This is a genomic window from Pseudomonas bharatica, assembly GCF_048586865.1.
GTDB lineage: Bacteria > Pseudomonadota > Gammaproteobacteria > Pseudomonadales > Pseudomonadaceae > Aquipseudomonas > Aquipseudomonas bharatica.
In genome coordinates, this window is sequence record NZ_JBMAWR010000029.1 from 53280 (window position 1) to 76945 (window position 23666).

Here is a 23666-nt window from a genome sequence, read left to right on the forward strand (position 1 = left end):
GGCGGTTGCGGCATAATCGGCCGCCTCAGGAGTACCGTCACGCATGCCAGAGCTGCTCAAAACCCGCGTCGAAGACTGCTACAAGCAAGCAGAAGCCTTTTTCAAACGTCCCTTCCAGCGCCCCGAGGTCAGCTTCAAGCTGCGCGGGCAGAAAGCCGGTGTCGCCCACCTGCACGAGAACCTGCTGCGCTTCAACCTGCAGCTGTACCGCGAGAATGCCGAGGACTTTTTGCGCCAGACCGTGGCCCACGAGGTCGCGCACCTGGTTGCCCATCAATTGTTCGGTGACCGTATCCAGCCCCATGGCGAAGAATGGCAGTTGATCATGCGCGGCGTGTATGAACTGCCGCCGAATCGTTGCCACAACTATGAAGTGCAGCGGCGCACGGTGACCCGGTATATCTACCGGTGTCCGTGTGCCGGGAGTGATTTCCCGTTTTCGGCGCAGCGCCATGGGTTGGTGCGCAAGGGACGGCGGTATCTGTGTCGGCGGTGCCGGCAGACGCTCGTGTTCACCGGGGAAGTGAGGGTGGAATGAGATCCCCTGTGGGAGCGGGTTCACCCGCGATTACGGCGGTGAACCCACTACCGCAATCGCGGGTGAACCCGCTCCCACAGGGTCCGCGGTGTTCCTTCAGGCAGACATGAAAAAGCCCATCCGAAGATGGGCTTTTTTGCATCACACGATTCGCTTAGCGAACGGCAGGACCTTCAGCTACGCCCAGGTCGTCGACCGGACGGCTTTCAACCAGCGGCGAACCACCGGAATCCAGTTCCTTGTGCAGCTTGTCTTCGTCCAGTTCCTTGACCCACTTGGCCACGACCACGGTCGCTACGGCGTTGCCGATCAGGTTGGTCAGGGCACGGGCTTCGGACATGAAGCGGTCGATACCGAGGATCAGGGCCAGGCCGGCAACCGGCAGGTGACCTACGGCCGACAGGGTTGCCGCCAGGACGATGAAGCCCGAACCGGTAACGCCCGCAGCACCTTTGGAGGCAACCAGCAGCACCAGCAGCAGGGTGATCTGGTGGGTGATGTCCATGGTGGTGTCGGTGGCCTGGGCGATGAACACCGCGGCCATGGTCAGGTAGATCGAGGTACCGTCGAGGTTGAACGAGTAGCCGGTCGGGATCACCAGGCCAACCACGGATTTCTTCGCACCCAGGCGCTCCATCTTGGTCAGCATGCGTGGCAGGGCGGATTCCGAGGAGGAAGTACCCAGCACGATCATCAGCTCTTCACGGATGTAGCGGATCAGCTTGAGCACGCTGAAGCCGTGGGCACGCGCGATACCGCCGAGGATGACCAGGATGAACAGCACGCAGGTGATGTAGAAGCAGGCCATCAGGTAGCCCAGCTGCACCAGCGAACCCACGCCGTACTGGCCGATGGTGAAGGCCATGGCACCGAACGCACCGATCGGGGCCAGCTTCATGATCATGTTGATGATGTTGAACATGACATGGGCGAAGCGGTCGATCATTTCCAGCAGCGGCTTGCCGTAGGAACCCAGGCGATGCAGGGCGAAGCCGAAGATCACCGAGAACATCAGCACCTGCAGGATGTCGCCGTTGGCGAAGGCACCGACCACGGTGGCCGGGATGATGTTGAGCAGGAAGCCGACGGTGGTCTGCTGCGCACCGGCGGCGGCGTAGGCGGCCACGCTGCTGGCGTTCAGGGTGGACACGTCGATGTGCATGCCGGCGCCCGGCTTGACCACGTTGACCACGACCAGGCCGATGATCAGGGCGATGGTGGAAACGATCTCGAAGTACAGCAGCGCGTAGCCGCCGGTCTTGCCCACCGACTTCATGCTCTGCATGCCGGCGATACCGCTCACCACCGTGCAGAAGATGATGGGGGCGATGACCATCTTGATCAGTTTGACGAAGCCGTCACCCAGGGGTTTCAGGGCAACGCCGGCTTCAGGGTAGTAATGGCCGAGGAGGATACCGATGGTGATCGCTACCAACACCTGGATATAAAGCGATTTGTACAGTGGCTGACGGGCTGTCGTCATGGCTATGTTCCTCAAGGGCACCGGCCGGTCCTTCCCAGGACGCGGGGTACCTGAATCGCGAACCCTCCTGCATTGGAGGGATTTGTTGTGTCGAGCTGCGTGGCAGAACTCTGCGAGCTTCATAGCAAGCCCGATGCCAATTTGCGCTTTTGCGGTGCAGCCCCTGCATTTACGGGACTTTCTCGCACAAACAGGTGGCACGCGATGGGGCCTGAGTTGGCGGATTTCCGCCCGGGGCGGAATTTCGCCAGGCCAGGTTGGCGGATATCCGCCCGCCGTCAGTCGGAAGTGAAGCGGATACGGAAGGCGGCGCCGCCGAGGGAGGAGTCCCCGAGGGTCAGGCGCGCGTCGTAGCTATCGATGATGTCCTTGGCCACAGCCAGCCCGATGCCCTGCCCCGGGTACTGGCGGTCGAGCCGTTCGCCACGCTGGAGGATGCGCTCGCGCTGGTCCGGCGGTACGCCGGGGCCATCGTCCTCGATGCTCAGTTCCAGCGCGCCATCGACCTCGCGCAGGCCGATGCGCACCTGGCCCAGGCACAGGCGCCAGGCGTTCTCCAGCAGGTTGCCGAGCAATTCCATCAAGGCGCCCTGCTCCATCGGCACCCGTGCATCGTCGGGCATGTCGTAACCGACCGCGACCTGCTTGTCGCGGTAGACCTTGGCCAGCGTCCCGCACAGGCTGTCGAGCATCGGTCGCAGGTGCACCTGGTGGCGCACCAGGCCGCTCTTGCGCAGGCTGGCGCGCTGCAATTGGTAGTCGATCTGCTGGCTCATGCGCTCGATCTGCCCTTGCAGGACCCGCGCCTGCTCGCGGTCCGCCGGACGCTGGGCCATGCCCTCGCTGACGCCCTGCAATACCGCCAACGGCGTTTTCAGGCTGTGGGCCAGGTCGCCGAGCGAGTCGCGATAGCGCCCGCGCTGCTCGCGCTCGCTGCGCAGCAGGCGGTTGAGGGAACGGGTCAGGCGCAGCAGCTCACGTGGATGCTCGCTGCTGAGCCCTTCACGGGCGCCGGATTCGATCTCGTCCAGCTCCACGGTCATTCGCCGCAGCGAGCGCAGGCCCCAGGTCAATCCGGCCCAGAGCAGCAGCATCAGCACCAGCAGGGCGGCACCAAAGCCGAGATAGAGCTTTTCCCGCAGGCCATCCAGGGTTTGCCGGTATTCACGCACCGGCTGCAGGGCAACGATGCTGAACGCGGCGCTCTTGCCGCCGAGCAGCTTGACCTCGACGTCGTAGACGAAGAATTCCTCGCCGTCGTCCTGGCGGATTCGCGCGAATTCGTTGCCACGCCCGTCATAGCGCGGCTGATAGTTGATGTTTTCGTTGGCGGTGGCCCGCGAGCGCCAGACCAGCCGCCCGTCGCGGTCATAGATGTAGCCGAGCAGGCGGCTGTCGGGAAGGTTGAAGCGTTCGTCCGGCAGCAGTACCGGCATCCTCAGGCGATTGTTTTCCACCCGGGCGGCGGAAATCAGCGTGGTCACGTCCGAAGCCAGGCGCTGCTCGATGGACTCCTGCAAGGCCAGGCTGAAGGTTTTCTGCAACGCCGGCAGCAGCGCCAGCATGAACAGCAGCGCCAGCACCGCCGCCGCCAGCATCAGCCGCACCCGCAGGGAACGGATCACCGGCAGCGCTCGGTGAACAGGTAGCCCAGGCCCCGCACGGTATCGATCGGCTTGAAGCCGCAATCGCCTTCGAGCTTGCGCCGCAAACGACCGACCAGCACTTCGATGACGTTGGGGTCGCGTTCCTCGTCGTTGGGGTAGAGCTGTTCCATCAGCCGCTCCTTGGCGACCACCTGCTGGTGATGGCGCATCAGGTATTCAAGGATGCGGTATTCGTAGGCGGTCAGCGCCAGCGGCTGCTCGTCCAGCACCGCCTGCTTGCGGTTGAGGTCCAGGCGCAGCGGGCCGGCGACGATGGTGGCCTGGGTGAAGCCGCTGGAGCGGCGCAACAAGGCATTGAGGCGGGCCTCCAGCTCTTCGAACTGGAACGGCTTGACCAGGTAGTCGTCGGCCCCGGCAGCCAATCCCTCGACCTTGTCCTGCCAGTTGCCGCGGGCGGTCAGGATCAGGATCGGGAAGGTCTTGTCGAGGGCGCGCAGGCGGCCGATCAGCTCCAGTCCGCTCATCCCCGGCAGGCCGAGGTCGACGATGGCCAGGTCATGGTTGAACTCCCCGGCCTGGTACAACGCCTCTTCGGCGTCGGCCACGGCTTCGACCACATGGCCGCTCTCGGTCAAGCGGGTCTGGAGGTGGTGGCGCAGCAGCGCTTCGTCCTCGACCACCAGCAATTTCATCGGTTTCTCCCTTGGCAATGCGTTACGCAGCATAACAGCGAACCGGCCCCGCTCGATGGGGCCGGCTCAGGCAACATGGGCTCAGAACCTGTAGTTGGCCGAGAGGTAGGTCTGCGCACTGCTGGTCAGGCGCAGTGCCCCTTGCTTGCTCTCGCCGCGCTCGCCCAGGTCGGTACTGGCGTTGCTGCGCAGGTAACGGTAGCCCAGCTCCACCGAGGCGTTATCGCTGACCTGCTGGAGCACGCCGCCCTGCAGGCCGACTGCATAACCGATATCACTGTCGCGGCTGGCGCCCGGAGAGTCCTGGGTCAGCTTGGTCAGGCCGGCGCTGGCACCGCCGAACAGCTTGGTGCTGCTACCCAGCGGATAGAACAGATCGTAGCTGCCGAGCAGATTCTCCTGACGCAATTTAAGGCCGTTGTGGGTGCCTGAAACGTTGTCGTAGGTGGCGTAGTAGCGACCGTCGTCGTTGATCCGGCCGAGGCGCACGCCCCAGGTATCGTCCTTGCCGATGATGCCATCGGTGTTCTGGTTGCCGAGGTTCTGCTCCAGGCCGCTGGACTTGCGGACCTTGTCGCTGGTCTGGCCGTAGGTGAGGCCGGCGAAGGTATCGTCGGCCTGGACGCTCATGCTCGCGCCGAGGACGGTCAGTGCGGCCAGCAGGGTATTGAGGCTTTTCATGATGATGTTCTCCAGGGTGGTGCGCGGTTGAGGTGTGGAGGCTAGAGTAGGAACCCGGCCCTGAACCGCGGCTGAACCCCGCCTGAACCGGGGCTGAACGTCATCGATGTTTCGCTTATCCATGATTCAGAGAACAGGAGTACCGATCATGCGTTTATTGCTTGCTGCCGCCCTGCTGGGCGCCGCCGGGCTGGCCCAGGCTGCCGTGCAGACCCGCGAGATTCCTTATCAGGACGCCGACGGCAAGCGCCTGGTCGGCTATTACGCCTACGACGATGCGGTGAAGGGCCCGGTGCCGGGCGTGGTGGTGGTGCACGAATGGTGGGGGCTGAACGACTACGCCAAGCGCCGCGCCCGCGACCTCGCCGCCCTGGGCTACAGCGCACTGGCCATCGATATGTATGGCGACGGCAAGAACACCGAGCACCCGGCGGATGCCATGGGCTTCATGCAGGCGGCGCTCAAGGACCCGGCGGCGGCGGCCAGGCGTTTCGATGCAGGTGTCGAACTGCTCAAGCTGCAACCGCAGACCGACAAGGCGCGGATCGCCGCCATCGGCTATTGCTTCGGCGGCAAGGTGGTGCTGGACGCTGCACGGCGCGGGGAATCGCTGGCCGGCGTAGCGAGTTTCCACGGTGCGCTGGTGACCAGCACGCCAGCGACGCCCGGTAGCGTGAAGACCAGGATCCTGGTGGAACATGGCGCGGCGGACAGCATGGTCACCCCGGAGCAGGTGCTGGACTTCAAGAAGGAAATGGACGCCGCCGGCGCGACCTATGAGTTCGTCAGCATCCAGGGGGCCAAGCACGGGTTTACCAATCCGGATGCCGATCGCTTGAGCCATGGCGAACATGGCGGGCCGGACATTGGCTACAACAAGGCAGCGGACGAAAGTTCGTGGGCGGATCTGCAGGCGTTCTTCAAGAAGATCTTCTGATCACAGCGGCAAGCTTCAAGCAACAAGTGGCAAGAAGAGCAACCGGCATCACCGCCGCTTTCTCTTGCAGCTTGAAGCTTGCGGCTTGCAGCTTCGGCTCTAGAATACCCGCCATGAACCGACTCCCCGCCTGCTGCTCCCCCCTCCAGCACCACTGGCCCCTGCCCCGCCCGGTCCCCGGCGCGCAACTGGTCAGTTGCACCTTCGACCCGGCCGCCCTGCGCGCCGACGACTTCCAGCGCGCCGCGATCGAACAGACCCCCGCCCTGCAGCGCTCGGTCGCCAAGCGCCAGGCCGAGTACCTGGCCGGCCGGGCCTGCGCCCGCGCCGCCCTGCAGCATCTGGATGGGCGTCTCTACGTGCCGCCCACCGGCGACGACCGCGCGCCGATCTGGCCCGCCGATATCACCGGCTCCATTACCCATGGCAAGGGTTGGGCCGCCGCCGTGGTCGCCCACAAGAAGGACTGCCAGGGCCTCGGCCTCGACCAGGAGACCCTGCTCGACAACGAGCGCGCCGCACGGCTGGCGAAGGAAATCCTCACCGAAGCCGAACTCCAGCGTCTCGACCCGGCCCGCCAGAGCCTGGGCGTGACCCTGACCTTCTCGCTCAAGGAAAGCCTGTTCAAGGCCCTTTATCCGCTGGTGCTCAAGCGCTTCTACTTCGAACACGCCGAAGTGCTGGAATGGTCCGACGACGGCGCCGCCCGCCTGCGCCTGCTCACCGACCTGTCCGAGCACTGGCACCACGGCCGCGAAGTGCATGGCCAGTTCTGCCGCATGGGCGACCAGGTACTCAGCCTGATCGCGGTCTGATCTTCATTCTCCGCCCGGCCCCGGCTGCTCTCGCGGCCAGCTCAGGCTGAAACAGGCGCCGCCAAGCCGCTGGCTCTGGCCCACCAGGGCCCGACCGTTGTGCCAGTAGATGATTCGCCGGACGATCGACAGGCCCAGGCCATGCCCGCCGGATGAACGGGTACGGCTGTCGTCGAGCCGGGTGAAGGGGGTGAAAATCCGGTCCCAGGCACTTTCCGGCACGCCCGGGCCGTCGTCCTCGACATCGATACGGCAGCGCTGCAGGCCCAGTTGATAACTGAGGACGACCTGCGCCTCGGCGTGGCGCATGGCATTGCTCACCAGGTTCTGCAGGGCCCGGTGCAGGTAGCGCGGTTCGGCCTCCACCCAGGCGCCCTCGCCGCTGTCCTGTGAGGCACCGCGCAGCACCCGCACCTCACGCCGCAACGGGGCCAGCTCGGCGATGACCTGATCGAGCAACGCATCGAGGTCGACCCGTTGGAAATGCAGGGCTGGCGCCCCCTGCTCGAGGCGGGCGTACATGAGCATCTCGTCCACCAGCTTGTCGAGGTCCTGGATATCGCTGTCCATCCCGGCCAGGTGCTTGTCGCGGGCCTGCTCGGTACTGGCACTGGCGATCATTTCCAGGCCGAAGCGCAGCCGCGCCACGGGGGTGCGCAGCTCATGGGAAACGGCACGCACCAGCTCGCGCTGGATGGTCAGCGAGCGTTGCAGGTGTTCGGCCATGCCATTGAAAGCCTCGGCCAGGCGCCCCACCGAATCGGCACCCTCGACGACCACCCGGGTGTCCAGGCTGCCCTGGGCGATCTGGGTGGCGGCCACTTCGACCTGCGACAGGCGCCGTTCCAGTTGGCGCACCAGCAGGTAGACCACCAGGCCGATCAGGCTCAACCCGAGCACGGCGATCAGCACCAGCAGTTGCGGCGGATAAGGGTTCATCTGGTACAGCGGGCCGATCTCCAGGACCCAGGGTGTACCGGCGATCCCGGCGAAGACGCGGATCGAATCGCCGTCCTTGCCCAGGGCCATCACCGTATCGCCCTCCTCGACCCGGCGACGCTGGTCGTCATCCATATCCGCGTTGCCTTGCGCCAGCAGGCGCAGGTCGAACCCGAAGCCCTTGCTCTCTTTCAGCTCCGCCAGACGCCGGGCCTGCTCGGCCACCGGGTAGCGCACCAGTTCGTCCACCAGCAGGTAGATGGTGGCCCGGGCCAGTTGCTCGCTGATCTGCTGCACTTCGCCGGTCAGCACCAGGTCACGGCCCTTGAGCTGGCTGACCACCCGGGCCTGGTGCGGACCAAGATGCTCCACCAGCACCTGGCCGCGTTGCAGGCGGGTGCGCTGGCTACCATCGAGATGGGCATCGGCGCTGGTCTGCACGGCCAGCGGAATCCCCAGCAGGCGCTCCCACAGGGCCAGGGCACGGGTACGCTCGACGCCGTTCATCCGTGCCAGGTTGTCGGCCATCAGAGTGAAGGTGCCGTGGGCCAGGCGCTCGCGGTACTGTCCGGCGCGCACTTCGTTGAGCAGGTGCAGGCTGAGGGTACCGAGGACCGCCACCAGCACCAGCACGGCGAGCATTCCGCCGTAGATGCGCAGGAAGATCGAGTTCATGGGTTGCGATCCAGCGTCTCGGCGGCCTCGCGCACGAACAGGTAGCCCTTGCTGCGGATGGTCTTGATCATCCGTGGATGGATCGGGTCGTCGCCGATCTTCGGACGGATGCGCGAGATACGGACGTCGATGGAACGGTCCTGGCCGTCGTAGCCGACGCCGCGCAGGGAAGTGAAGATCTCTTCCCGGGAAAGAATGCGCCCGGCGTTGCTGATCAGCAGCCAGAGCAGGTCGAATTCGGCGCCGGTCAGCTCGATGACGGCATCCCCCAGCCAGGCTTCGCGCAAGGTGTTATCGACCCGCAGCGGGCCGAACTGCACGCTGCGCAACTGTTCTTCGACCGCAGGCGGCTCGGCCCGGCGCAACAGGGCGTTGATCCGCGCCAGCAGCAGGCGCGGGCGCACCGGCTTGCACACATAGTCGTCGGCGCCAAGGTCGAGGCCCTGGACCTGGTCGAGGTCATCGCTGCGTGCGGTGAGCATGAGGATCGGCCCCGGATAGCGCTGGCGCACCTTGCGGCAGATGCTCAGGCCGTCTTCGCCGGGAAGCATCAGGTCGAGGATCACCAGGTCCGGCTGCTGGTTGATGATGCGCGCGGCGGCCTTGGCCCCGTCGCCCTCGACCTCGACGCTGAAACCGTTGGCCTGAAGGTATTCGCGGGTCAGCTCGGCAAGACGCTGGTCATCCTCGACGATCAATACCTGACAGCTTCGCTGCTCCACGGCCCCACTCCTGCGTTTCGTTGTTATTGGAATCCTGTCGCCAAAAGGCAACATCGGCAGCGGATACTACGTGGCACCCCGGGCACTGCCAACCGCTTGCCATGGGCACGCAATTTGCCTGCCAGCGATCGCTGTGGAGGGTGCTTTTTGTGATAGGGTTCGCGCCCGCAAAAAATCCTCTGTCGCCTTTTCCTACATGAAAAAAGGATGACAGGCGGTCTTCTCCCGATAGGACGCGGCCTACAGCGTTTTGTCCAGTTTCACTCACAAACTACACACAAGTTATCCACAGATCGTCGCCTTGCAATAGGGTCGATACCGCATTATCTTGTATCTCACTCACAGCAAAACACTACATCTTGGGTTTTCATCAAAATCCCAAGCACAAGTCAAGCATCGAACTCAAGCCTTTCAGTGGCTGTTTTTTTTGCTTGAACTTTAGGTGATTTCAGCAGCCAAACCGCTCCTGCGGAGGCGACCGTTGCAAGCCCTCAGAGGGCGTTGTTCCGGGTATGGATGGCGCCGGCCAGTGCCGCACATCCGCACAGCAACAGATTTTGGGTCGGCGACCCAAGACTTTTGACTTCGGCCAGGGAGCGGCATGCGAATGCCCCTTTTTCCTGATCCGTCCCGAAGTCGGGTGCACGCCCTGTCGCGGCGCGAGTGCTTTCGAGCCACGCCTGCGGCAGATGCCTGTCGGACCTTTGGATGGAACGGTGGGTGCCTATCCGGCGCCTGAATAAACATAGAGAACGTGGAGACACCCATGCACACCGACACAACTCGCGAGAACCCGCAGGCCAAGGCGCCGCAGGCCGCCGATTCGACCCAGGATCTGGCAGCAACCGCCCCCGGCCAACTGCGCGTGATCAAGCGCAACGGCACTGTCGTTCCCTACACCGACGACAAGATCACCGTTGCCATCACCAAAGCGTTCCTCGCAGTTGAAGGCGGCACCGCTGCCGCCTCGTCGCGCATCCACGACACCGTCGCGCGCCTGACCGAGCAGGTCACCGCCACCTTCAAGCGCCGCATGCCGTCCGGCGGCACCATCCACATCGAAGAAATCCAGGACCAGGTCGAACTGGCCCTGATGCGTGCCGGCGAGCAGAAAGTCGCCCGCGACTACGTGATCTACCGCGAACAGCGTGCCCGCGAGCGCGCCAACCGTGGCAGCAGCGACGCCGTGGTGCAGCCGCACCCGAGCATCCGCATCACCCTGGCCGACGGCAGTCTCGCGCCACTGGACATGAACCGCCTGAACACCATCATTTCCGAAGCCTGCGAAGGCCTGGCCGAAGTCGATGGCGACCTGATCCAGCGCGAAACCCTGAAGAACCTCTACGACGGCGTGGCCATCAAGGACGTCAACACCGCCCTGGTGATGACCGCCCGTACCCTGGTCGAGCGCGAGCCGAACTACTCCTTCGTCACCGCCCGCCTGCTGATGGACACCCTGCGCGCCGAAGCGCTGGGCTTCCTCGAGGTCGCCGAGAGCGCCACCCACCACGAGATGGCCGACCTGTATGCCAAGGCGCTGCCGGCCTACATCGCCAAGGGCGTGGAATACGAGCTGCTCGACCCGGCCCTGGCCAGCTTCGACCTGGAGCGCATCGGCCAGGCGATCAACCACGAGCGCGACCAGCAGTTCACCTACCTCGGCCTGCAGACCCTCTACGACCGCTACTTCATCCACAAGGATGGCGTGCGCTTCGAGCTGCCGCAGGTGTTCTTCATGCGCGTCGCCATGGGCCTGGCCCTCGGCGAGAAAGACCGTGAAGCCCGTGCGATCGAGTTCTACAACCTGCTGTCGTCCTTCGACTACATGGCCTCGACCCCGACCCTGTTCAACGCCGGTACCCTGCGTCCACAGCTGTCGAGCTGCTACCTGACCACCGTCCCGGACGACCTGTCGGGCATCTACCATGCGATCCACGACAACGCCATGCTGTCGAAATTCGCCGGTGGCCTGGGCAACGACTGGACTCCGGTGCGCGCGCTGGGCTCCTACATCAAGGGCACCAACGGCAAATCGCAAGGCGTCGTGCCGTTCCTGAAAGTGGTCAACGACACCGCCGTCGCGGTCAACCAGGGCGGCAAGCGCAAGGGCGCGGTCTGCGCCTACCTGGAAACCTGGCACCTCGATATCGAAGAATTCATCGAGCTGCGCAAGAACACCGGTGACGATCGTCGTCGTACCCACGACATGAACACTGCCAACTGGATCCCTGACCTGTTCATGAAGCGCGTCTTCGAAGACGGCAAGTGGACCCTGTTCTCGCCATCGGAAGTGCCGGACCTGCACGACCTGACCGGCAAGGCCTTCGAAGAGCGCTACGAGTACTACGAAGCCCTGACCGAGTACAACAAGATCAAGGTGTTCAAGACCATCCAGGCCAAGGACCTGTGGCGCAAGATGCTCTCGATGCTGTTCGAGACCGGCCACCCATGGCTGACCTTCAAAGACCCGTGCAACCTGCGCAGCCCGCAGCAGCACGTGGGCGTGGTGCACAGCTCGAACCTGTGCACCGAGATCACCCTGAACACCAACAAGGACGAGATCGCGGTCTGCAACCTGGGCTCGATCAACCTGCCGAACCACATCGTCGACGGCAAGCTCGACCACGCCAAGCTGCAACGCACCGTGCACACCGCCGTGCGCATGCTGGATAACGTGATCGACATCAACTACTACTCCGTGCCGCAGGCTCGCAACTCGAACCTCAAGCACCGTCCGGTCGGCCTGGGCATCATGGGCTTCCAGGACGCGCTGTACCTGCAGCACATCGCCTACGGTTCCGACGCGGCCGTCGAGTTCGCCGACCGTTCCATGGAAGCGGTGAGCTACTTCGCCATCCAGGCCTCCTGTGACCTGGCCGACGAGCGCGGTGCCTACGAGACCTTCCAGGGTTCGCTGTGGTCCAAGGGCATCCTGCCGCTGGATTCGCAACAGATCCTGATCGAAGCCCGTGGCGCCAAGTACATCGACGTCAACCTGGACGAGACCCTGGACTGGGCACCGGTCCGCGAGCGCGTGCAGAAAGGTATCCGCAACTCGAACATCATGGCCATCGCGCCGACCGCGACCATCGCCAACATCACCGGCGTCTCGCAGTCCATCGAGCCGACCTACCAGAACCTGTACGTGAAGTCGAACCTGTCCGGCGAATTCACCGTGATCAACCCGTACCTGGTTCGCGACCTCAAGGCGCGCGGCCTGTGGGACTCGGTCATGATCAACGACCTGAAGTACTACGACGGTTCCGTGCAGCAGATCGAGCGTATCCCGCAAGAGCTGAAGGACCTGTACGCCACTGCCTTCGAAGTGGAAACCAAGTGGATCGTCGACGCCGCCAGCCGCCGCCAGAAGTGGATCGACCAGGCGCAGTCGCTGAACCTGTACATCGCCGGCGCTTCAGGCAAGAAGCTCGACGTGACCTACCGCATGGCCTGGTACCGTGGCCTGAAGACCACCTACTACCTCCGTGCCCTGGCCGCGACCAGCACCGAGAAGTCGACCATCACCACCGGCAAGCTCAACGCCGTGTCCAGTGGTGGCGACAGCAGCGCCCCGGTCCAGGCCAAGGCCGCACCGGCAGCAGAACCGGCTCCAGCGCCAGTGCCGAAGGCCTGCGCCATCGACGAGCCGGACTGCGAGGCCTGCCAGTAAGGTGAATCGAGGCGTCCTGCGGGGCGCCTCGTTGCCTGGGCCAGAAACAACAAAACCGAAGCCTGCGCTTCGGCACTCAGATTTTGCGTGCACTGCTGTACCCCGACGCAAGCAACGCAACCAAGATCCACCGGCCATACTTTGAACATGGCCCTCAAGCAGGAGACCCCACCATGCTGAGCTGGGACGAATTCGACAAAGAAGACGGCGAAGCCGTCGCCAAGACCGGCGCTGCCGGCCACTCCGCCGCCGCCGGCATCGACAAGCTGGACAGCGCCGGTGGCGCTGCCGCCCTCGAAGCCCGCGCCGTCACCGCCAACGACTCGGCTGCAGTGGTCCGCGCCAAGGCTGCGCTGGACGAACTGGACATCGCCGAAGGCCTGGCCGAGCTGGAAGGCTCCGCTGCCCGTGTCGCGGTCGATGAAAAGCGCATGATCAACTGCCGCGCCGACCTCAACCAGCTGGTCCCGTTCAAGTACGACTGGGCCTGGCAGAAATACCTCGACGGCTGCGCCAACCACTGGATGCCGCAAGAGGTCAACATGACCGCGGACATCGCCCTGTGGAAGAGCCCGGAAGGCCTGACCGACGACGAGCGTCGCATCGTCATGCGCAACCTCGGCTTCTTCTCCACCGCCGACTCCCTGGTTGCCAACAACCTCGCGCTAGCCGTATACCGCCTGATCACCAACCCCGAATGCCGCCAGTACATCCTGCGCCAGGCCTTCGAGGAAGCGATCCACACCCACGCCTACCAGTACTGCATCGAGTCGCTGGGCATGGATGAAGGCGAGATCTTCAACATGTACCACGAGATCCCGTCGGTCGCGAAAAAGGCCGCCTGGGGCCTGCGCTACACCCGCTCGATCTCCGACCCGGAATTCAAGACCGGCACCGTCGAGACCGACAAGGAACTGCTGCGCAACCTGATCGCCTACTACTGCGTCCTGGAAGGCATCTTCTTCTACTGCGGCTTCACCCAGATCCTCTCCATGGGCCGTCGCAACAAGATGACCGGCGTGGCCGAGCAGTTCCAGTACATCCTGCGTGACGAATCCATGCACCTGAACTTCGGTATCGACGTGATCAACCAGATCAAGATCGAAAACCCGCACCTGTGGGATGCCGAAATGAAGGAAGAAGCCTCGCAGATGATCCTGCAGGGCACCCAGCTGGAAATCGAATACGCACGCGATACCATGCCACGCGGCGTGCTGGGCATGAACGCCGCGATGATGGAGGACTACCTCAAGTTCATCGCCAACCGTCGCCTGTCGCAGATTGGCCTGAAGGAAGAATATCCAGGCACTACCAACCCGTTCCCGTGGATGAGCGAGATCATGGACTTGAAGAAGGAGAAGAACTTCTTCGAGACGCGAGTGATCGAGTATCAGACGGGTGGGGCGTTGAGCTGGGATTGATGGGCTCGCACCACATTGTTCTATGGAAAAGGCTGCCTTCGGGCAGCCTTTTTACTTTGTGTGTCAAACCAACCCCAACAGATTGACGGGTAGCCTTTACTTTCCTAGCTTTGGCCTTCAGCGCTTAAGAACGCTCACGCGGCGGCAATCCGTTCCCGACAGAAACGGCTCTTCCATTACTGGCAGGCCGACCATGACCGTTACCTACGAACCTACTCTTTTTACCCGCCACAACCGCCCTCTCCACACCCTCTGGCTCGAATCCCAGGCCTGGTTCTGCGCCCGCGAGCTCGGCCGCCTGATGGGCCGCTTCGTGGATGAGCGCTGCATCGGCCGGCTCGATCCGGATCAGTGGCGCACGCTGAGGCTGTTGCGCTATGGCCGGGAGGTAGAGGCGCTGATGGTCAGTGAGTCCGGGGCCTATACGTTGCTGGCACATCACTATGTGCCGGAGAACCGGTCATTGCGGCACTGGCTGACCCATGAGGTGGTGGCGGTGTTGCGGGATGGGCAGGAAACAGCTGGGGATGATAGGCCGAGGCTTGGACAGATGCGCTGGGGTGGCGAGCGGGTGGTGAGTTTGTTGTATTGGCAGAGCGAGCCTTGGGTGAGGTTGCGGGATATGCCGGTGGTGGTGGATGAGGTCGGGCCAGAGCCGCAGGAAACTCGGCGGCGCGGGTGGGTGGGGCGGGTTTTGCGGTTTTGAGGTCAGCTACAGGATGAAGGCACTACGCGGACGGGGTAGGAGCGGATTCATCCGCGATCGGCGGCGAAGCCGTCGTAAAACCTAAGTCCCAGGTTTGTCTGATACACCGGGGCTTTAGGTTTTATGGCCGCTTCGCGCCCAATCGCGGATGAATCCGCTCCCACCTCGACCGGGTTGCGCCAGCTTGGTGTGGCTGCCTCAGCAGCAGCCATACCGGCTACTCAAGCCTCTCAGCAGCGCTTTGATCGGCTTGGTCATGATCTCGCCGACCAAGCGCAACCACAAAAATGACGACCTCCTGATCAATCACTTGATAGATCAAACGATACCCGCTGCTGCGTAATTTGATCTTGTAACAATCAGGTAGTGAGTGAAGGCGATTTGCCTCAATACGAGGCTGTAGAAGGATCTCTGCCAACTTTTTCTTGAATTGCTGGCGCACCGTATCGCCAAGCTTTCGCCATTCCTTCAGTGCGCGCTTATCGAATTCAAGACTATAAGTCATCCAGTTCAACCTTCACTCGCTGGGGAGTGGCAAGTCGTTCGCGGACAGTTGCAACCAGTTCTTCATCCTCTTCCGTCAACAGCACAGGCCGAAAAGGGAGCCGCCCTTGCTCCGCCACATATTGCAGCGCCTGGCGCATAAACTCTGAAGGCGTGATTCCCAGCCGCTCAAGCTCGCTGTATGCAAGGGTTTTCAGTTCATCGTCGACACGAATATTGATGGAAGCCATCACCTGCCCTCCTGTAATGACAAACGTCTTTACAATGCCTTGAGCCAACACCAAATGCAACCACATGGAAGGAGGGTCATGGACTTCGAGACGAACGGGCCAGAATTGGCTTCCTGGCATGAATGAACGGCATGCTCCACCCGGTAGCACAGTGGTCGGCAGCTGATATCAGCGCTTTACGCAGGCGAACAACCCATTCCCGGAAACCCCATCCCACGGCACCAGTTTTTCGTAGTCATGCTCCAGCACATGCACCTCGAAATACGGCTCCAGCAGTTCCTGCAACTCGTCGAAGCTCACCGCTACCATCGGGTGCTCGTCATGCCAGACCTGGGTCTGCCCCGCCAGCGTGCGCTCGATACTCAACCGCAAGGCCTGCCGCTCGCCCTCACCCGGGTAATTCCAGGCCGAGCGGAAGGTGAAGCGGGCATCATCCAGGGTCGCGGTGTGGGAGACGAACGAGCCGTTGTCGATCCGCCGCCGGTCCACGCTGTTGAAACAGAACACCCCGCCCTCCTCCAGCGCCGCGTGTACGCTGGCGATGCATGCCTTGAGCCGTTCAACAGAGCCGCTGTAATGCACCGAATACAGGAAGCAGGTGATCAAGTCCACCGGCTCGGCCACAGTGAAGCCGCACATGTCGCCCAGCGAGAAATGCGCCTCGGGACAGCGCAACGCCGCCTTGTCGAGCATCGGCTGGTTGATATCCAGTCCGGCACTTTGATGACCTGCATCGATGAAGTGGCGGACATGCGGACCGGTGCCGCAGGCGAGGTCGAGGTGGCGCTTGCCGCCGTTGCCGAACAACTGCTGCAGGCGCTGCACGCAGTGGCTTTGCGCGCGGTAGTCGATATTCGCGCACATCAGGTCGTAGTAGCCCGACAGGTCGGTGTAGAGAGCATTGCCGGACATGGGCACCTGGGTATGCAAAGGGATCGAGGGGGCGGCATTGTAGCCGGAAGCACGGACGAAAAAAGGCCCGGTGAAGCAGAACTTCACCGGGCCCTCCTTTACTTCGGTAGATCCCTCAGGCGAGGTCGAAACGGTCCAGGTTCATGACCTTGGTCCAGGCCGCGACGAAGTCCCGGGCGAACTTCTCCTTGGCGTCGCTGCTGGCGTAGACCTCGGCGTAGGCCCGCAGGATCGAGTTGGAACCGAACACCAGGTCGTTGCGGGTGGCGGTGTATTTCACTTCGCCAGTCTTGCGGTCACGGCCTTCGAAGACTTCGTTGCTGTCATCCGCCGCTTTCCAGACGGTATTCATGTCCAGCAGGTTGACGAAGAAGTCGTTGCTCAACGCGCCGACACGATCGGTAAAGACACCATGCCGGCTACCATCGAAGTTGGTACCCAGGACCCGCATGCCGCCTACCAGCGCGGTCAGTTCCGGCGCAGTGAGCGTCAGCAGTTGCGCACGGTCGATCAGCAACGATTCGGTGGTGGCCGCACTGGTGCTGCGGCGGTAGTTACGGAAGCCGTCAGCCAGCGGTTCGAGGTATTCGAACGACTCGACGTCGGTCTGGTCCTGGCGCGCATCGACGCGACCCGGTGCGAAAGGCACCTGGACGTTGACGCCGGCCGCCTGCGCCGCCTGCTCGATACCGACCACACCGGCCAGCACGATGACATCGGCCAGCGATGCCTTGCCCGACGCCTGCTGCACCGCCTTGAGGCGCTCCAGGGTGCCGACGGCGATCTCGTTCACCGCCCAGTCTTTTTGCGGCGCCAGGGCCAGGCGCGCCCCGTTGGCGCCGCCACGCTTGTCGCCACCGCGGAAGGTCGAGGCCGAGGCCCAGGCCACCGAAACCAGTTCGCCCACCGACAGGCCGGCCTGGGCGATCTTCGCCTTGAGGTCGGCGATATCCGCCGCGCTCGGGTTGTGTACGGGGCGGGGCAACGGGTCCTGCCAGATCAACTCTTCACGCGGCACTTCCGGACCGAGGTAGCGTGCCACCGGCCCCATGTCACGGTGGGTCAGCTTGAACCAGGCGCGGGCGAAGGCTTCGCTGAATGCCTGCGGGTCGTTGAGGAAGCGACGGGAGATCTTCTCGAAGCCCGGATCGAAACGCAGGGTCAGGTCGGTCACCAGCATGGTCGGCCGGCGCTTTTTCGACGGATCGAACGGATCGGGCATGATCTCCGGTGCGTCCAGCGCTTCGAACTGGATGGCACCCGCCGGACTGCGGGTCTGGGTCCATTCGAACTTGAACAGGTTTTCGAAGAAGTTGTTGCTCCACTGGGTCGGCGTCTGCGACCAGATCACTTCCAGACCGGAGGTGATGGCGTGGGCACCGACGCCGCTTTCGTAGGCGCTGGCCCAGCCCAGGCCCTGGGATTCGATACCACCGGCTTCCGGATCGACACCCACATGGCTGGCTGCAGAGGCACCGTGGGTCTTGCCGAGGGTGTGACCGCCAGCGATCAGGGCGACGATTTCCTCGTCGTCCATGGCCATGTTGCCGAAGGTGGCGCGGATCGCCGCCGCCGCCGAAGCCGGGTCGCCACTGGCGTTAGGGCCTTCGGGGTTCACGTAGATCAGGCCCATTTCAGTGGCCGACAGCGGGTTCTTGGCCAGGGTTTCCGGATCGCGGTGGGTCAGCCAGGCTTTCTCGTCGCCCCAGTTCACGTCGTAATCCGGCTCCCAGACGTCTTCACGACCGGCACCGAAACCGAAAGTACGGAAGCCCGAGGCTTCCAGCGCGACGTTGCCGGCGAGGATCATCAGGTCGGCCCAGGAGATCTTCTGCCCGTACTTCTGCTTGATCGGCCACAGCAGGCGGCGTGCCTTGTCCAGGCTGACGTTGTCGGGCCAGGAATTGAGCGGAGCGAAGCGTTGCTGGCCACGACCGGCGCCACCACGGCCGTCCACGGTGCGGTAGGTGCCGGCGCTGTGCCAGGCCATGCGGATGAACAGGCCGCCGTAGCTGCCCCAGTCGGCAGGCCACCAGTCCTGGGAGTCGGTCAGGAGGTTTTTCAGATCGGCCTTGAGCGCGGAATAATCGAGCTTCTTGAATTCCTCGCGGTAGTTGAATTTCTCCCCGAGCGGGTTCGAACGATCCGAGTGCTGGTTGAGCAGGTCCACCCGCAACTGATTCGGCCACCAGTCACGATTGCTGGTACCACCGCCGGATGTGTTGTGGAACGGGCACTTACCTTGGTTCGACATTGCTGCTTTCTCCTTTTTCCTCAGCAGACCGGCCCTTGGTGACGCGGCCGACAATGGTGGAACTTTAAGACTGCACGCCGCATGGGAAAAATTTATTAATTATATGAATTCAATAGCCATTTCCTTCTTGGCAAGCGAAACCAAGGCAGGCACATGAAAGTTCCTTCTGGGCGATCCGGAAATCGACGAGCGGCGCGAGCTGCGCGGAGAAGTAAAGCAGAGGGCCGGGGGCGGCGATTGGAAGATATGTAAATAAAAGCGAAGCGGCGGGCTCCGATCGCCAATCTTCACCGGTGGACGGGAGCTGGCGATCGGCGCCGAAAGGACGCTTAGAAATCCACGGTGGCGGAAAGCTTCAGGGTGCGCGGCTCTCCTTGTGTCAGGTAGTTGTTCGCCGTCGAGGCCGAGGCCCAGTACGCCTTGTTCGCCACATTCTCCACATTGGCGCGCAGGGTGATGTATTTATCGTCGGCCTTGAAGCCATATCGCGCACCGAGGTCGACCCGCGTCCAGGCCGGAATGCTCAAGGTGTTGGCCGCGTTGACGTATTCGCCCCCGGTGCGCAGCAGGCGCCCGTTGATGGCAGCGCCCTGGATGCCCGGCACATCCCATTCGCCCCCAAGGTTGAACTGGAAGCGCGGCACACCGGCAGCGCGATTACCGTCGGTGGCGCCATTGGCCGTGTTCTTCTGCTCGGTGTCCATCCAGGTGGCACCGGCCAGCACCCGCAGGCCGTCGAGTGGCTCGCCGAAGACGTTCAGCTCGACCCCTTTGTTGATCTGCTCGCCATCGACATTGAAGGTACCGAGGGCTACGCCGGGGGTGTAGCTGGTGGAATTGTTCGGCTGCTCGATGCGGTAAACACCCAGGGTCGCACCGAAACTGTCCCAGTCCAGCTTGACCCCGGCCTCGGTCTGCTTGCTGCGCTTGGGCGGAAAGACTTCACCAGGGTTGGTGACGTTGGTCAGCGGAGCGGTCGGCCCCTGGGCCAGGCCTTCGATGCGGTTGGCATAGAAGGACACGTGCTCCCAGGGCTTGATCACCAGGCCATAGACCGGTGTGGTGATGGACTCGTCGTAGTTGCTGGTGCGCGCACCGCTGGCAGTGTTCCAGGCGTCGACTTCAAGGGTCTGGCGACGTACGCCAAGGGTGAGCAACACACGATCGTCGATAAAACCGAAGGTATCGGACAGCGCGACACTCTTGATGCGGTTCTTGCCGACGACACGCGGGTCGTGGATATCGCTGCCGAAATAGGTGTTGGTCGGCCGCGGCACCTGGATCGGCTGGTACAGGTTGCCCACCGGCCGGTTCGCCACCAGGATCGCTTCATACGCCGAACGCTGCTCGCCCCACATGCCGGACAGGCCCAGGTTCATCCGGTGGCTGACAGGGCCGGTGTCGAACCGACCATCCAGGCCGGCGACGGCACTCTTGTTATCCTCGTCATGGGGCGGATACAGAAAGCCCGTGCGACCGCTGCCGTCGTTGCCCACATACAACGAAGAATAAATACCGTTCTCCCGGGTGTGCTTGGCACCGATACCGGCGTAGGCGGTCCAGTTGTCGTTGAGGTCGTACTCGCCGTTGAGCATGCCGTAGGTGTCTTCCAGCTCGGACCAGCTCCAGTCCTGGGCGTAGTTGTTCTTCGCCGAGGGTGCATGGGGCACCTTGGTGCCATTGGGGTAGACCACGGCGCGACCCTTGTCGATGCGCTGCTTCTGGTAACCGAAATCGGTAGAAAGCCGCAGCCGCTCGCCACGGTAATCGAGGCCGACGGCGATCAGCGAAGTGCGCTTGCGCTCATCATCGATGGCCGTTTCTCCGCCCCGCTGGGCCAGGTTGATCCGTGCGCCGAAGCGGTTGTCTTCGCCGAAACGCTGGCCAAGATCCAGGTGGCCGCCAACCTGGGCGTCGGTGGTGTAGTCCAGGGTCACGCTACGGGTCGGAGTGTCTCCGGCGCGCTTGGGCACCAGGTTGACGCTGCCGCCGATACCGCTGCCTTGCGGGGCGACGCCGTTGATGAAGGCATTGGGCCCCTTGAACAACTCCACCCTTTCCACCGCCTCGGTGTTGATGATCTGCCGAGGCAGAACACCGTACAGGCCGTTGAAGGCGATATCGTCGCTCTGCAGCGGCAGGCCGCGGATGGTGAAAACCTGGGAAAAGTTACCGAAACCCGCCGACTGGCGCACGGCGGCATCGTTGAGCAGGACGTCGCCAACGGTACGGGCTTGCTGGTCGGCGATGGCCTTGGCGGTATAGCTGACAACGCTGAAAGGCACGTCGGTGATCGATCGGTTGCCCAGCACACCGAGGTGGGCACTGCGTGCGACCTGGCCGCCGGCATAGGTATCGTCAGCGAAGTCACCTGTAGCATTGACATTGGTGGCGCCCAATTGCAACACATCGCCGCTGGCGGCCGGGGCCAGGGTGTAGCCATTGCTGCCAAGGCTCTGCAACACGTAGCCACTACCCTGCAGAAGTTGGGCGAAGCCGCCCTCGACGCTGTAGTTGCCTTGCAGACCAGGGCTATGCCGATCATTGAGCAGCTTCGCATCGAAGGACAGCGGCACGCCGGAAATCACGGCGAACCGGGCCAGTACATCCCCCAAGGCTCCGGGCTCGATGCTGTAGCCGCGGCCAACGCTGTTCGGCAGCGCTTCGGCGGCGCTGACACTGTGTGGCGGAACCAGGGCTGCGAGGGCGATAGCCAGGCTCAACGTCTTCAAGACAATACGCGGAGGACTGACTCGGGAAACGGACTGCAACAGCCTGGATGTCATGCGAAGCTCCTGTCGGCAAAAAGGAAAGTGAGGATTCACTTCCTCACCGAAGGGGCTGGAAAAAGGTATCAGGCGGCGTGTGATTTTATTTCAGCGGGGTTCGATCGCAACCCAGTAATGGGTCAGGCTGTTGATGCGGATCGGCAGGGTGTCCTGGAGCAGGCGCAGGCTGGCATCGGTATCTTTCACAGGGAAGGCGCCGGATACCGTCAGGGCGGCGACGTCGCCATGGCAACGCAGCACCCCGCGGCGATAGCGGCCAAGCTCGGCGAGCAGGTCGTCGAGGCGCATAGTGCGCGCGAGCAGCATGCCGTGCTCCCAGCTCAGCGCTGCCGTGTCCAGGGGCTGGGCCGGGCTGAGGGTTTCGCGGCCGAAACTGCCTTGTTCACCCGCGTTCAGGATCAGTGCCCCACTTGCCTGGGCCGGGTGCATTTCCACGGCGCCTTCGGTGACGAACACATGACTCTGCTGCCCTTCGATCCGAACGCTGAACCGTGTGCCGAGGGCCCGGGCGGTGCCGTGACGGGTTTCGAGAACAAGGGAACGGGTCGGGTCCTTGGCGGTGCTGATCAGAAGTTCACCTTCCAGCAGCTTGATCCGCCGCTCATGGGCGTTGAAGGCGATGTTCACGGCGCTACCGGTATTGATCAGCAGTTGCGTGCCGTCCGGGAGGACGACGGACTTCTGCTCACCAATGGCGGTGCGCTGATCAGCGCTCCACTGCTGCCAGGGAAGCTCGCGATAGGCCATCCACAATGCGGGACCAGCCAGCAGGAACAAGCCAAGACGGTGCAGGGCCTGGCGGCGGCCGACGCGCTTGCTGTGGTGCAGGCGCCGAAAGGTGTCACTGGCAAGACTGCCGGGTAACGCATGCAAGTCACCGAGCAGGGCTTCGGCACGTTGCCAGGCCAATGCATGCTGCGGGCTGCGCTTGCACCACAGCTGGATCGCGCGGTGGTCGGCGTCGGTCGGAGCACCGGACTGCAGTTGCACCAGCCAGTCGGCGGCTTCACCGAGGATCAGCGGGTCGATATCGGGATTCATCAGCCGACGCTCAGGCAGGCGATAAACGCCTCGCGCATATGGCGTTTGACGGTGATCAACGATACGCCGAGCCGGTTGGCGATCTGCGGGTAGGTCAAGCCGTCTATCTGCGAAAGAAGGAAGGCTTCGCGCGTGCGCTCGGGCAGTTCGCGGAGCATGGCGTCAATGCGCTGCAGCGTCTCGAGGATCAGCCAGCGGGTTTCTGGCGAGGGAACTTCGGCTTCGGGCAAATGGGCGATGCTTTGCAGATACGCCCGTTCGACATCCTGACGTCGCCAGCGGTCGATGACCAGGCCCTTGGCGATGTGAGTCAACAGGGCCCGAGGTTCACTGCCAAAGCTGCGGGACGGTCGGGTCAACAAGCGTACGAAGGTATCGTGGGCCAGGTCGGCAGCATCGCTGGTGTTACCCAGTTTGCGTTGGAGCCAGCCGTGCAGCCAGCCATGATGCTCGCAATAGAGGGCCTGGATATGCGGGTAGGAGGCGCGATCAGTCAACGACATAGAGACCACTGGGCGCCGACGGCGGACGGCATTAATGTAAGTAAGAATTGCTATCAATTCTATCTGTGCAGAGTCCGCTCTGGCAATTGCAACAAGATGAGTACAGGCCGACCGGACGCGGCATCTCTTTGCCCAGCTGTGAGAAAATGCGCGGCTTTTTTGTTCCGCAGAATGGAGATGTACTCTTTTGGTAATGCATTACTCAACGAACGGCGACAGCGTCGCCTGTGGTCGCGTCGGTAACAACCTGAGCATCAGCGCGGTCGAGGCCGAAGTGGATTGCAAATCGTGCCAGCGCTCGCTGGCCAAGGCGGAAGCCGCGCCGGTGAAGAAAGCACCGTCCCTGGCTGAACTGCGCAAGCAGCGCCAGGTGAGTCAGGCACGCGAGGAAGCCGCCACCTTCTGCTTCAAGGCCAACTGGCGCGCGCGCCTGAGCGCTCTTCCCGATCGTTGCCGCCTGCCACGAGGCGTTGCACCCCAGGCATTCGTCTAAATCTTTTCACGGGGCCAAATGGCCCCGTGTTTTCAGGTGTTTTTTCTGGCCGGA

General features: G+C 63.0%; 20 protein-coding genes. 7 read left to right on the plus strand and 13 right to left on the minus strand.

The genetic code is table 11. From position 1 onward, the window contains the following. Window positions 1-43: 43 nt before the first annotated feature. Window positions 44-538 (plus strand): SprT family zinc-dependent metalloprotease, encoded by a 495-nt coding sequence (locus tag ACKLLE_RS24225; RefSeq protein WP_009397989.1) that lies wholly within the window; start codon window positions 44-46, stop codon window positions 536-538. Window positions 539-692: 154 nt separating this feature from the next. On the opposite strand, the gene ACKLLE_RS24230 is transcribed toward ACKLLE_RS24225, so the two are convergent. The 4 genes from ACKLLE_RS24230 to ACKLLE_RS24245 all read right to left on the minus strand — a co-directional run bounded on the left by ACKLLE_RS24230 (window position 693) and on the right by ACKLLE_RS24245 (window position 5001). Next, the gene (locus ACKLLE_RS24230) at window positions 693-2021 is read right to left on the minus strand and encodes a dicarboxylate/amino acid:cation symporter (RefSeq protein ID WP_009397990.1); all 1329 of its coding nucleotides are present in this window, start codon (window positions 2019-2021) and stop codon (window positions 693-695) included. 278 nt (window positions 2022-2299) lie between these two features. Continuing rightward, on the minus strand, window positions 2300-3646 hold the full coding sequence (locus ACKLLE_RS24235) for an ATP-binding protein (RefSeq protein WP_064305028.1): 1347 nt from the start codon (window positions 3644-3646) through the stop codon (window positions 2300-2302). Further along, a complete protein-coding gene (locus ACKLLE_RS24240; protein WP_009397996.1) occupies window positions 3643-4320 on the minus strand; it encodes a response regulator in 678 nt (225 codons plus the stop codon). Before ACKLLE_RS24240 ends, ACKLLE_RS24235 begins: the two co-directional genes overlap by 4 nt. A gap of 81 nt (window positions 4321-4401) precedes the next feature. After that, the gene (locus tag ACKLLE_RS24245) at window positions 4402-5001 is read right to left on the minus strand and encodes an outer membrane protein (RefSeq protein WP_009397998.1); all 600 of its coding nucleotides are present in this window, start codon (window positions 4999-5001) and stop codon (window positions 4402-4404) included. Between the two features lie 148 nt (window positions 5002-5149). Here ACKLLE_RS24245 and ACKLLE_RS24250 point away from each other — a divergent pair, with 148 nt between their 5' ends. Both ACKLLE_RS24250 and ACKLLE_RS24255 read left to right on the plus strand, forming a co-directional pair. Next, window positions 5150-5938, plus strand: a complete 789-nt coding sequence (locus ACKLLE_RS24250) for a dienelactone hydrolase family protein (protein ID WP_064305029.1) — start codon at window positions 5150-5152, stop codon at window positions 5936-5938. Between the two features lie 113 nt (window positions 5939-6051). Beyond that, window positions 6052-6753, plus strand: coding sequence for a 4'-phosphopantetheinyl transferase family protein (locus tag ACKLLE_RS24255; RefSeq protein ID WP_009398002.1), 702 nt, complete (start codon window positions 6052-6054; stop codon window positions 6751-6753). 3 nt (window positions 6754-6756) lie between these two features. Here the strand turns inward: ACKLLE_RS24255 and ACKLLE_RS24260 are convergent, their stop codons facing one another. Together ACKLLE_RS24260 and ACKLLE_RS24265 are read right to left on the minus strand one after the other, a co-directional pair. Then, window positions 6757-8367 carry an ATP-binding protein gene (locus ACKLLE_RS24260; protein ID WP_420059288.1) on the minus strand — a complete coding sequence of 537 codons (1611 nt, stop codon included), beginning with the start codon at window positions 8365-8367 and terminating at the stop codon, window positions 6757-6759. Continuing rightward, window positions 8364-9089 (minus strand): response regulator, encoded by a 726-nt coding sequence (locus tag ACKLLE_RS24265; RefSeq protein WP_009398006.1) that lies wholly within the window; start codon window positions 9087-9089, stop codon window positions 8364-8366. The genes ACKLLE_RS24260 and ACKLLE_RS24265 overlap by 4 nt, the downstream gene beginning before the upstream one ends. 766 nt (window positions 9090-9855) lie before the next feature. On the opposite strand from ACKLLE_RS24265, the gene ACKLLE_RS24270 reads away from it, so the two are divergent. The 3 genes from ACKLLE_RS24270 (at window position 9856) to ACKLLE_RS24280 (ending at window position 14886) form a co-directional block, all read left to right on the plus strand. Next, the gene (locus ACKLLE_RS24270; RefSeq protein ID WP_279897944.1) at window positions 9856-12759 is read left to right on the plus strand and encodes a ribonucleoside-diphosphate reductase subunit alpha; all 2904 of its coding nucleotides are present in this window, start codon (window positions 9856-9858) and stop codon (window positions 12757-12759) included. A 173-nt stretch (window positions 12760-12932) separates the two neighbouring features. Further along, window positions 12933-14180: a ribonucleotide-diphosphate reductase subunit beta gene (locus ACKLLE_RS24275; protein ID WP_009398010.1), complete on the plus strand. Its 1248-nt coding sequence runs from the start codon at window positions 12933-12935 to the stop codon at window positions 14178-14180. 193 nt (window positions 14181-14373) lie between these two features. Then, window positions 14374-14886 (plus strand): BRO-N domain-containing protein, encoded by a 513-nt coding sequence (locus tag ACKLLE_RS24280; RefSeq protein ID WP_420059289.1) that lies wholly within the window; start codon window positions 14374-14376, stop codon window positions 14884-14886. A 217-nt stretch (window positions 14887-15103) separates the two neighbouring features. Here ACKLLE_RS24280 and ACKLLE_RS24285 read toward each other — a convergent pair whose 3' ends face one another. The 7 genes from ACKLLE_RS24285 to ACKLLE_RS24315 form a co-directional block, all read right to left on the minus strand. Continuing rightward, complete coding sequence (locus tag ACKLLE_RS24285) at window positions 15104-15391, minus strand: type II toxin-antitoxin system RelE family toxin (protein ID WP_420059290.1); 288 nt, start codon at window positions 15389-15391, stop codon at window positions 15104-15106. Further along, on the minus strand, window positions 15381-15620 hold the full coding sequence (locus tag ACKLLE_RS24290) for a type II toxin-antitoxin system RelB/DinJ family antitoxin (protein WP_420059291.1): 240 nt from the start codon (window positions 15618-15620) through the stop codon (window positions 15381-15383). The genes ACKLLE_RS24285 and ACKLLE_RS24290 overlap by 11 nt, the downstream gene beginning before the upstream one ends. Window positions 15621-15788: 168 nt before the next feature. Beyond that, window positions 15789-16532: a class I SAM-dependent DNA methyltransferase gene (locus ACKLLE_RS24295; protein ID WP_420059298.1), complete on the minus strand. Its 744-nt coding sequence runs from the start codon at window positions 16530-16532 to the stop codon at window positions 15789-15791. Between the two features lie 115 nt (window positions 16533-16647). Next, window positions 16648-18786, minus strand: coding sequence for a catalase/peroxidase HPI (gene katG / locus ACKLLE_RS24300; RefSeq protein ID WP_420059292.1), 2139 nt, complete (start codon window positions 18784-18786; stop codon window positions 16648-16650). A 329-nt stretch (window positions 18787-19115) separates the two neighbouring features. Continuing rightward, on the minus strand, window positions 19116-21572 hold the full coding sequence (locus ACKLLE_RS24305) for a TonB-dependent siderophore receptor (protein ID WP_420059293.1): 2457 nt from the start codon (window positions 21570-21572) through the stop codon (window positions 19116-19118). A gap of 90 nt (window positions 21573-21662) precedes the next feature. Next, window positions 21663-22616: a FecR domain-containing protein gene (locus tag ACKLLE_RS24310; RefSeq protein ID WP_420059294.1), complete on the minus strand. Its 954-nt coding sequence runs from the start codon at window positions 22614-22616 to the stop codon at window positions 21663-21665. Continuing rightward, window positions 22616-23119 carry a sigma-70 family RNA polymerase sigma factor gene (locus ACKLLE_RS24315; protein WP_420059295.1) on the minus strand — a complete coding sequence of 168 codons (504 nt, stop codon included), beginning with the start codon at window positions 23117-23119 and terminating at the stop codon, window positions 22616-22618. The genes ACKLLE_RS24310 and ACKLLE_RS24315 overlap by 1 nt, the downstream gene beginning before the upstream one ends. Window positions 23120-23312: 193 nt before the next feature. Here ACKLLE_RS24315 and ACKLLE_RS24320 point away from each other — a divergent pair, with 193 nt between their 5' ends. Continuing rightward, on the plus strand, window positions 23313-23612 hold the full coding sequence (locus tag ACKLLE_RS24320) for a hypothetical protein (RefSeq protein ID WP_420059296.1): 300 nt from the start codon (window positions 23313-23315) through the stop codon (window positions 23610-23612). Window positions 23613-23666: the final 54 nt, after the last annotated feature.

What these genes read in the sequence shown, in the direction of transcription:
- ACKLLE_RS24280 (WP_420059289.1), top strand. Translation starts at nt 14,374, where the DNA reads ATGACCGTTACCTACGAACCTACTCTTTTTACCCGCCACAACCGCCCT.
- ACKLLE_RS24255 (WP_009398002.1), top strand. Translation starts at nt 6,052, where the DNA reads ATGAACCGACTCCCCGCCTGCTGCTCCCCCCTCCAGCACCACTGGCCC.
- katG (WP_420059292.1), bottom strand. Translation starts at nt 18,786, where the DNA reads ATGTCGAACCAAGGTAAGTGCCCGTTCCACAACACATCCGGCGGTGGT.
- ACKLLE_RS24245 (WP_009397998.1), bottom strand. Translation starts at nt 5,001, where the DNA reads ATGAAAAGCCTCAATACCCTGCTGGCCGCACTGACCGTCCTCGGCGCG.
- ACKLLE_RS24240 (WP_009397996.1), bottom strand. Translation starts at nt 4,320, where the DNA reads ATGAAATTGCTGGTGGTCGAGGACGAAGCGCTGCTGCGCCACCACCTC.
- ACKLLE_RS24305 (WP_420059293.1), bottom strand. Translation starts at nt 21,572, where the DNA reads ATGACATCCAGGCTGTTGCAGTCCGTTTCCCGAGTCAGTCCTCCGCGT.
- ACKLLE_RS24260 (WP_420059288.1), bottom strand. Translation starts at nt 8,367, where the DNA reads ATGAACTCGATCTTCCTGCGCATCTACGGCGGAATGCTCGCCGTGCTG.
- ACKLLE_RS24230 (WP_009397990.1), bottom strand. Translation starts at nt 2,021, where the DNA reads ATGACGACAGCCCGTCAGCCACTGTACAAATCGCTTTATATCCAGGTG.
- ACKLLE_RS24275 (WP_009398010.1), top strand. Translation starts at nt 12,933, where the DNA reads ATGCTGAGCTGGGACGAATTCGACAAAGAAGACGGCGAAGCCGTCGCC.
- ACKLLE_RS24295 (WP_420059298.1), bottom strand. Translation starts at nt 16,532, where the DNA reads ATGTCCGGCAATGCTCTCTACACCGACCTGTCGGGCTACTACGACCTG.
- ACKLLE_RS24285 (WP_420059290.1), bottom strand. Translation starts at nt 15,391, where the DNA reads ATGACTTATAGTCTTGAATTCGATAAGCGCGCACTGAAGGAATGGCGA.
- ACKLLE_RS24310 (WP_420059294.1), bottom strand. Translation starts at nt 22,616, where the DNA reads ATGAATCCCGATATCGACCCGCTGATCCTCGGTGAAGCCGCCGACTGG.
- ACKLLE_RS24320 (WP_420059296.1), top strand. Translation starts at nt 23,313, where the DNA reads ATGCATTACTCAACGAACGGCGACAGCGTCGCCTGTGGTCGCGTCGGT.
- ACKLLE_RS24250 (WP_064305029.1), top strand. Translation starts at nt 5,150, where the DNA reads ATGCGTTTATTGCTTGCTGCCGCCCTGCTGGGCGCCGCCGGGCTGGCC.
- ACKLLE_RS24290 (WP_420059291.1), bottom strand. Translation starts at nt 15,620, where the DNA reads ATGGCTTCCATCAATATTCGTGTCGACGATGAACTGAAAACCCTTGCA.
- ACKLLE_RS24270 (WP_279897944.1), top strand. Translation starts at nt 9,856, where the DNA reads ATGCACACCGACACAACTCGCGAGAACCCGCAGGCCAAGGCGCCGCAG.
- ACKLLE_RS24315 (WP_420059295.1), bottom strand. Translation starts at nt 23,119, where the DNA reads ATGTCGTTGACTGATCGCGCCTCCTACCCGCATATCCAGGCCCTCTAT.
- ACKLLE_RS24225 (WP_009397989.1), top strand. Translation starts at nt 44, where the DNA reads ATGCCAGAGCTGCTCAAAACCCGCGTCGAAGACTGCTACAAGCAAGCA.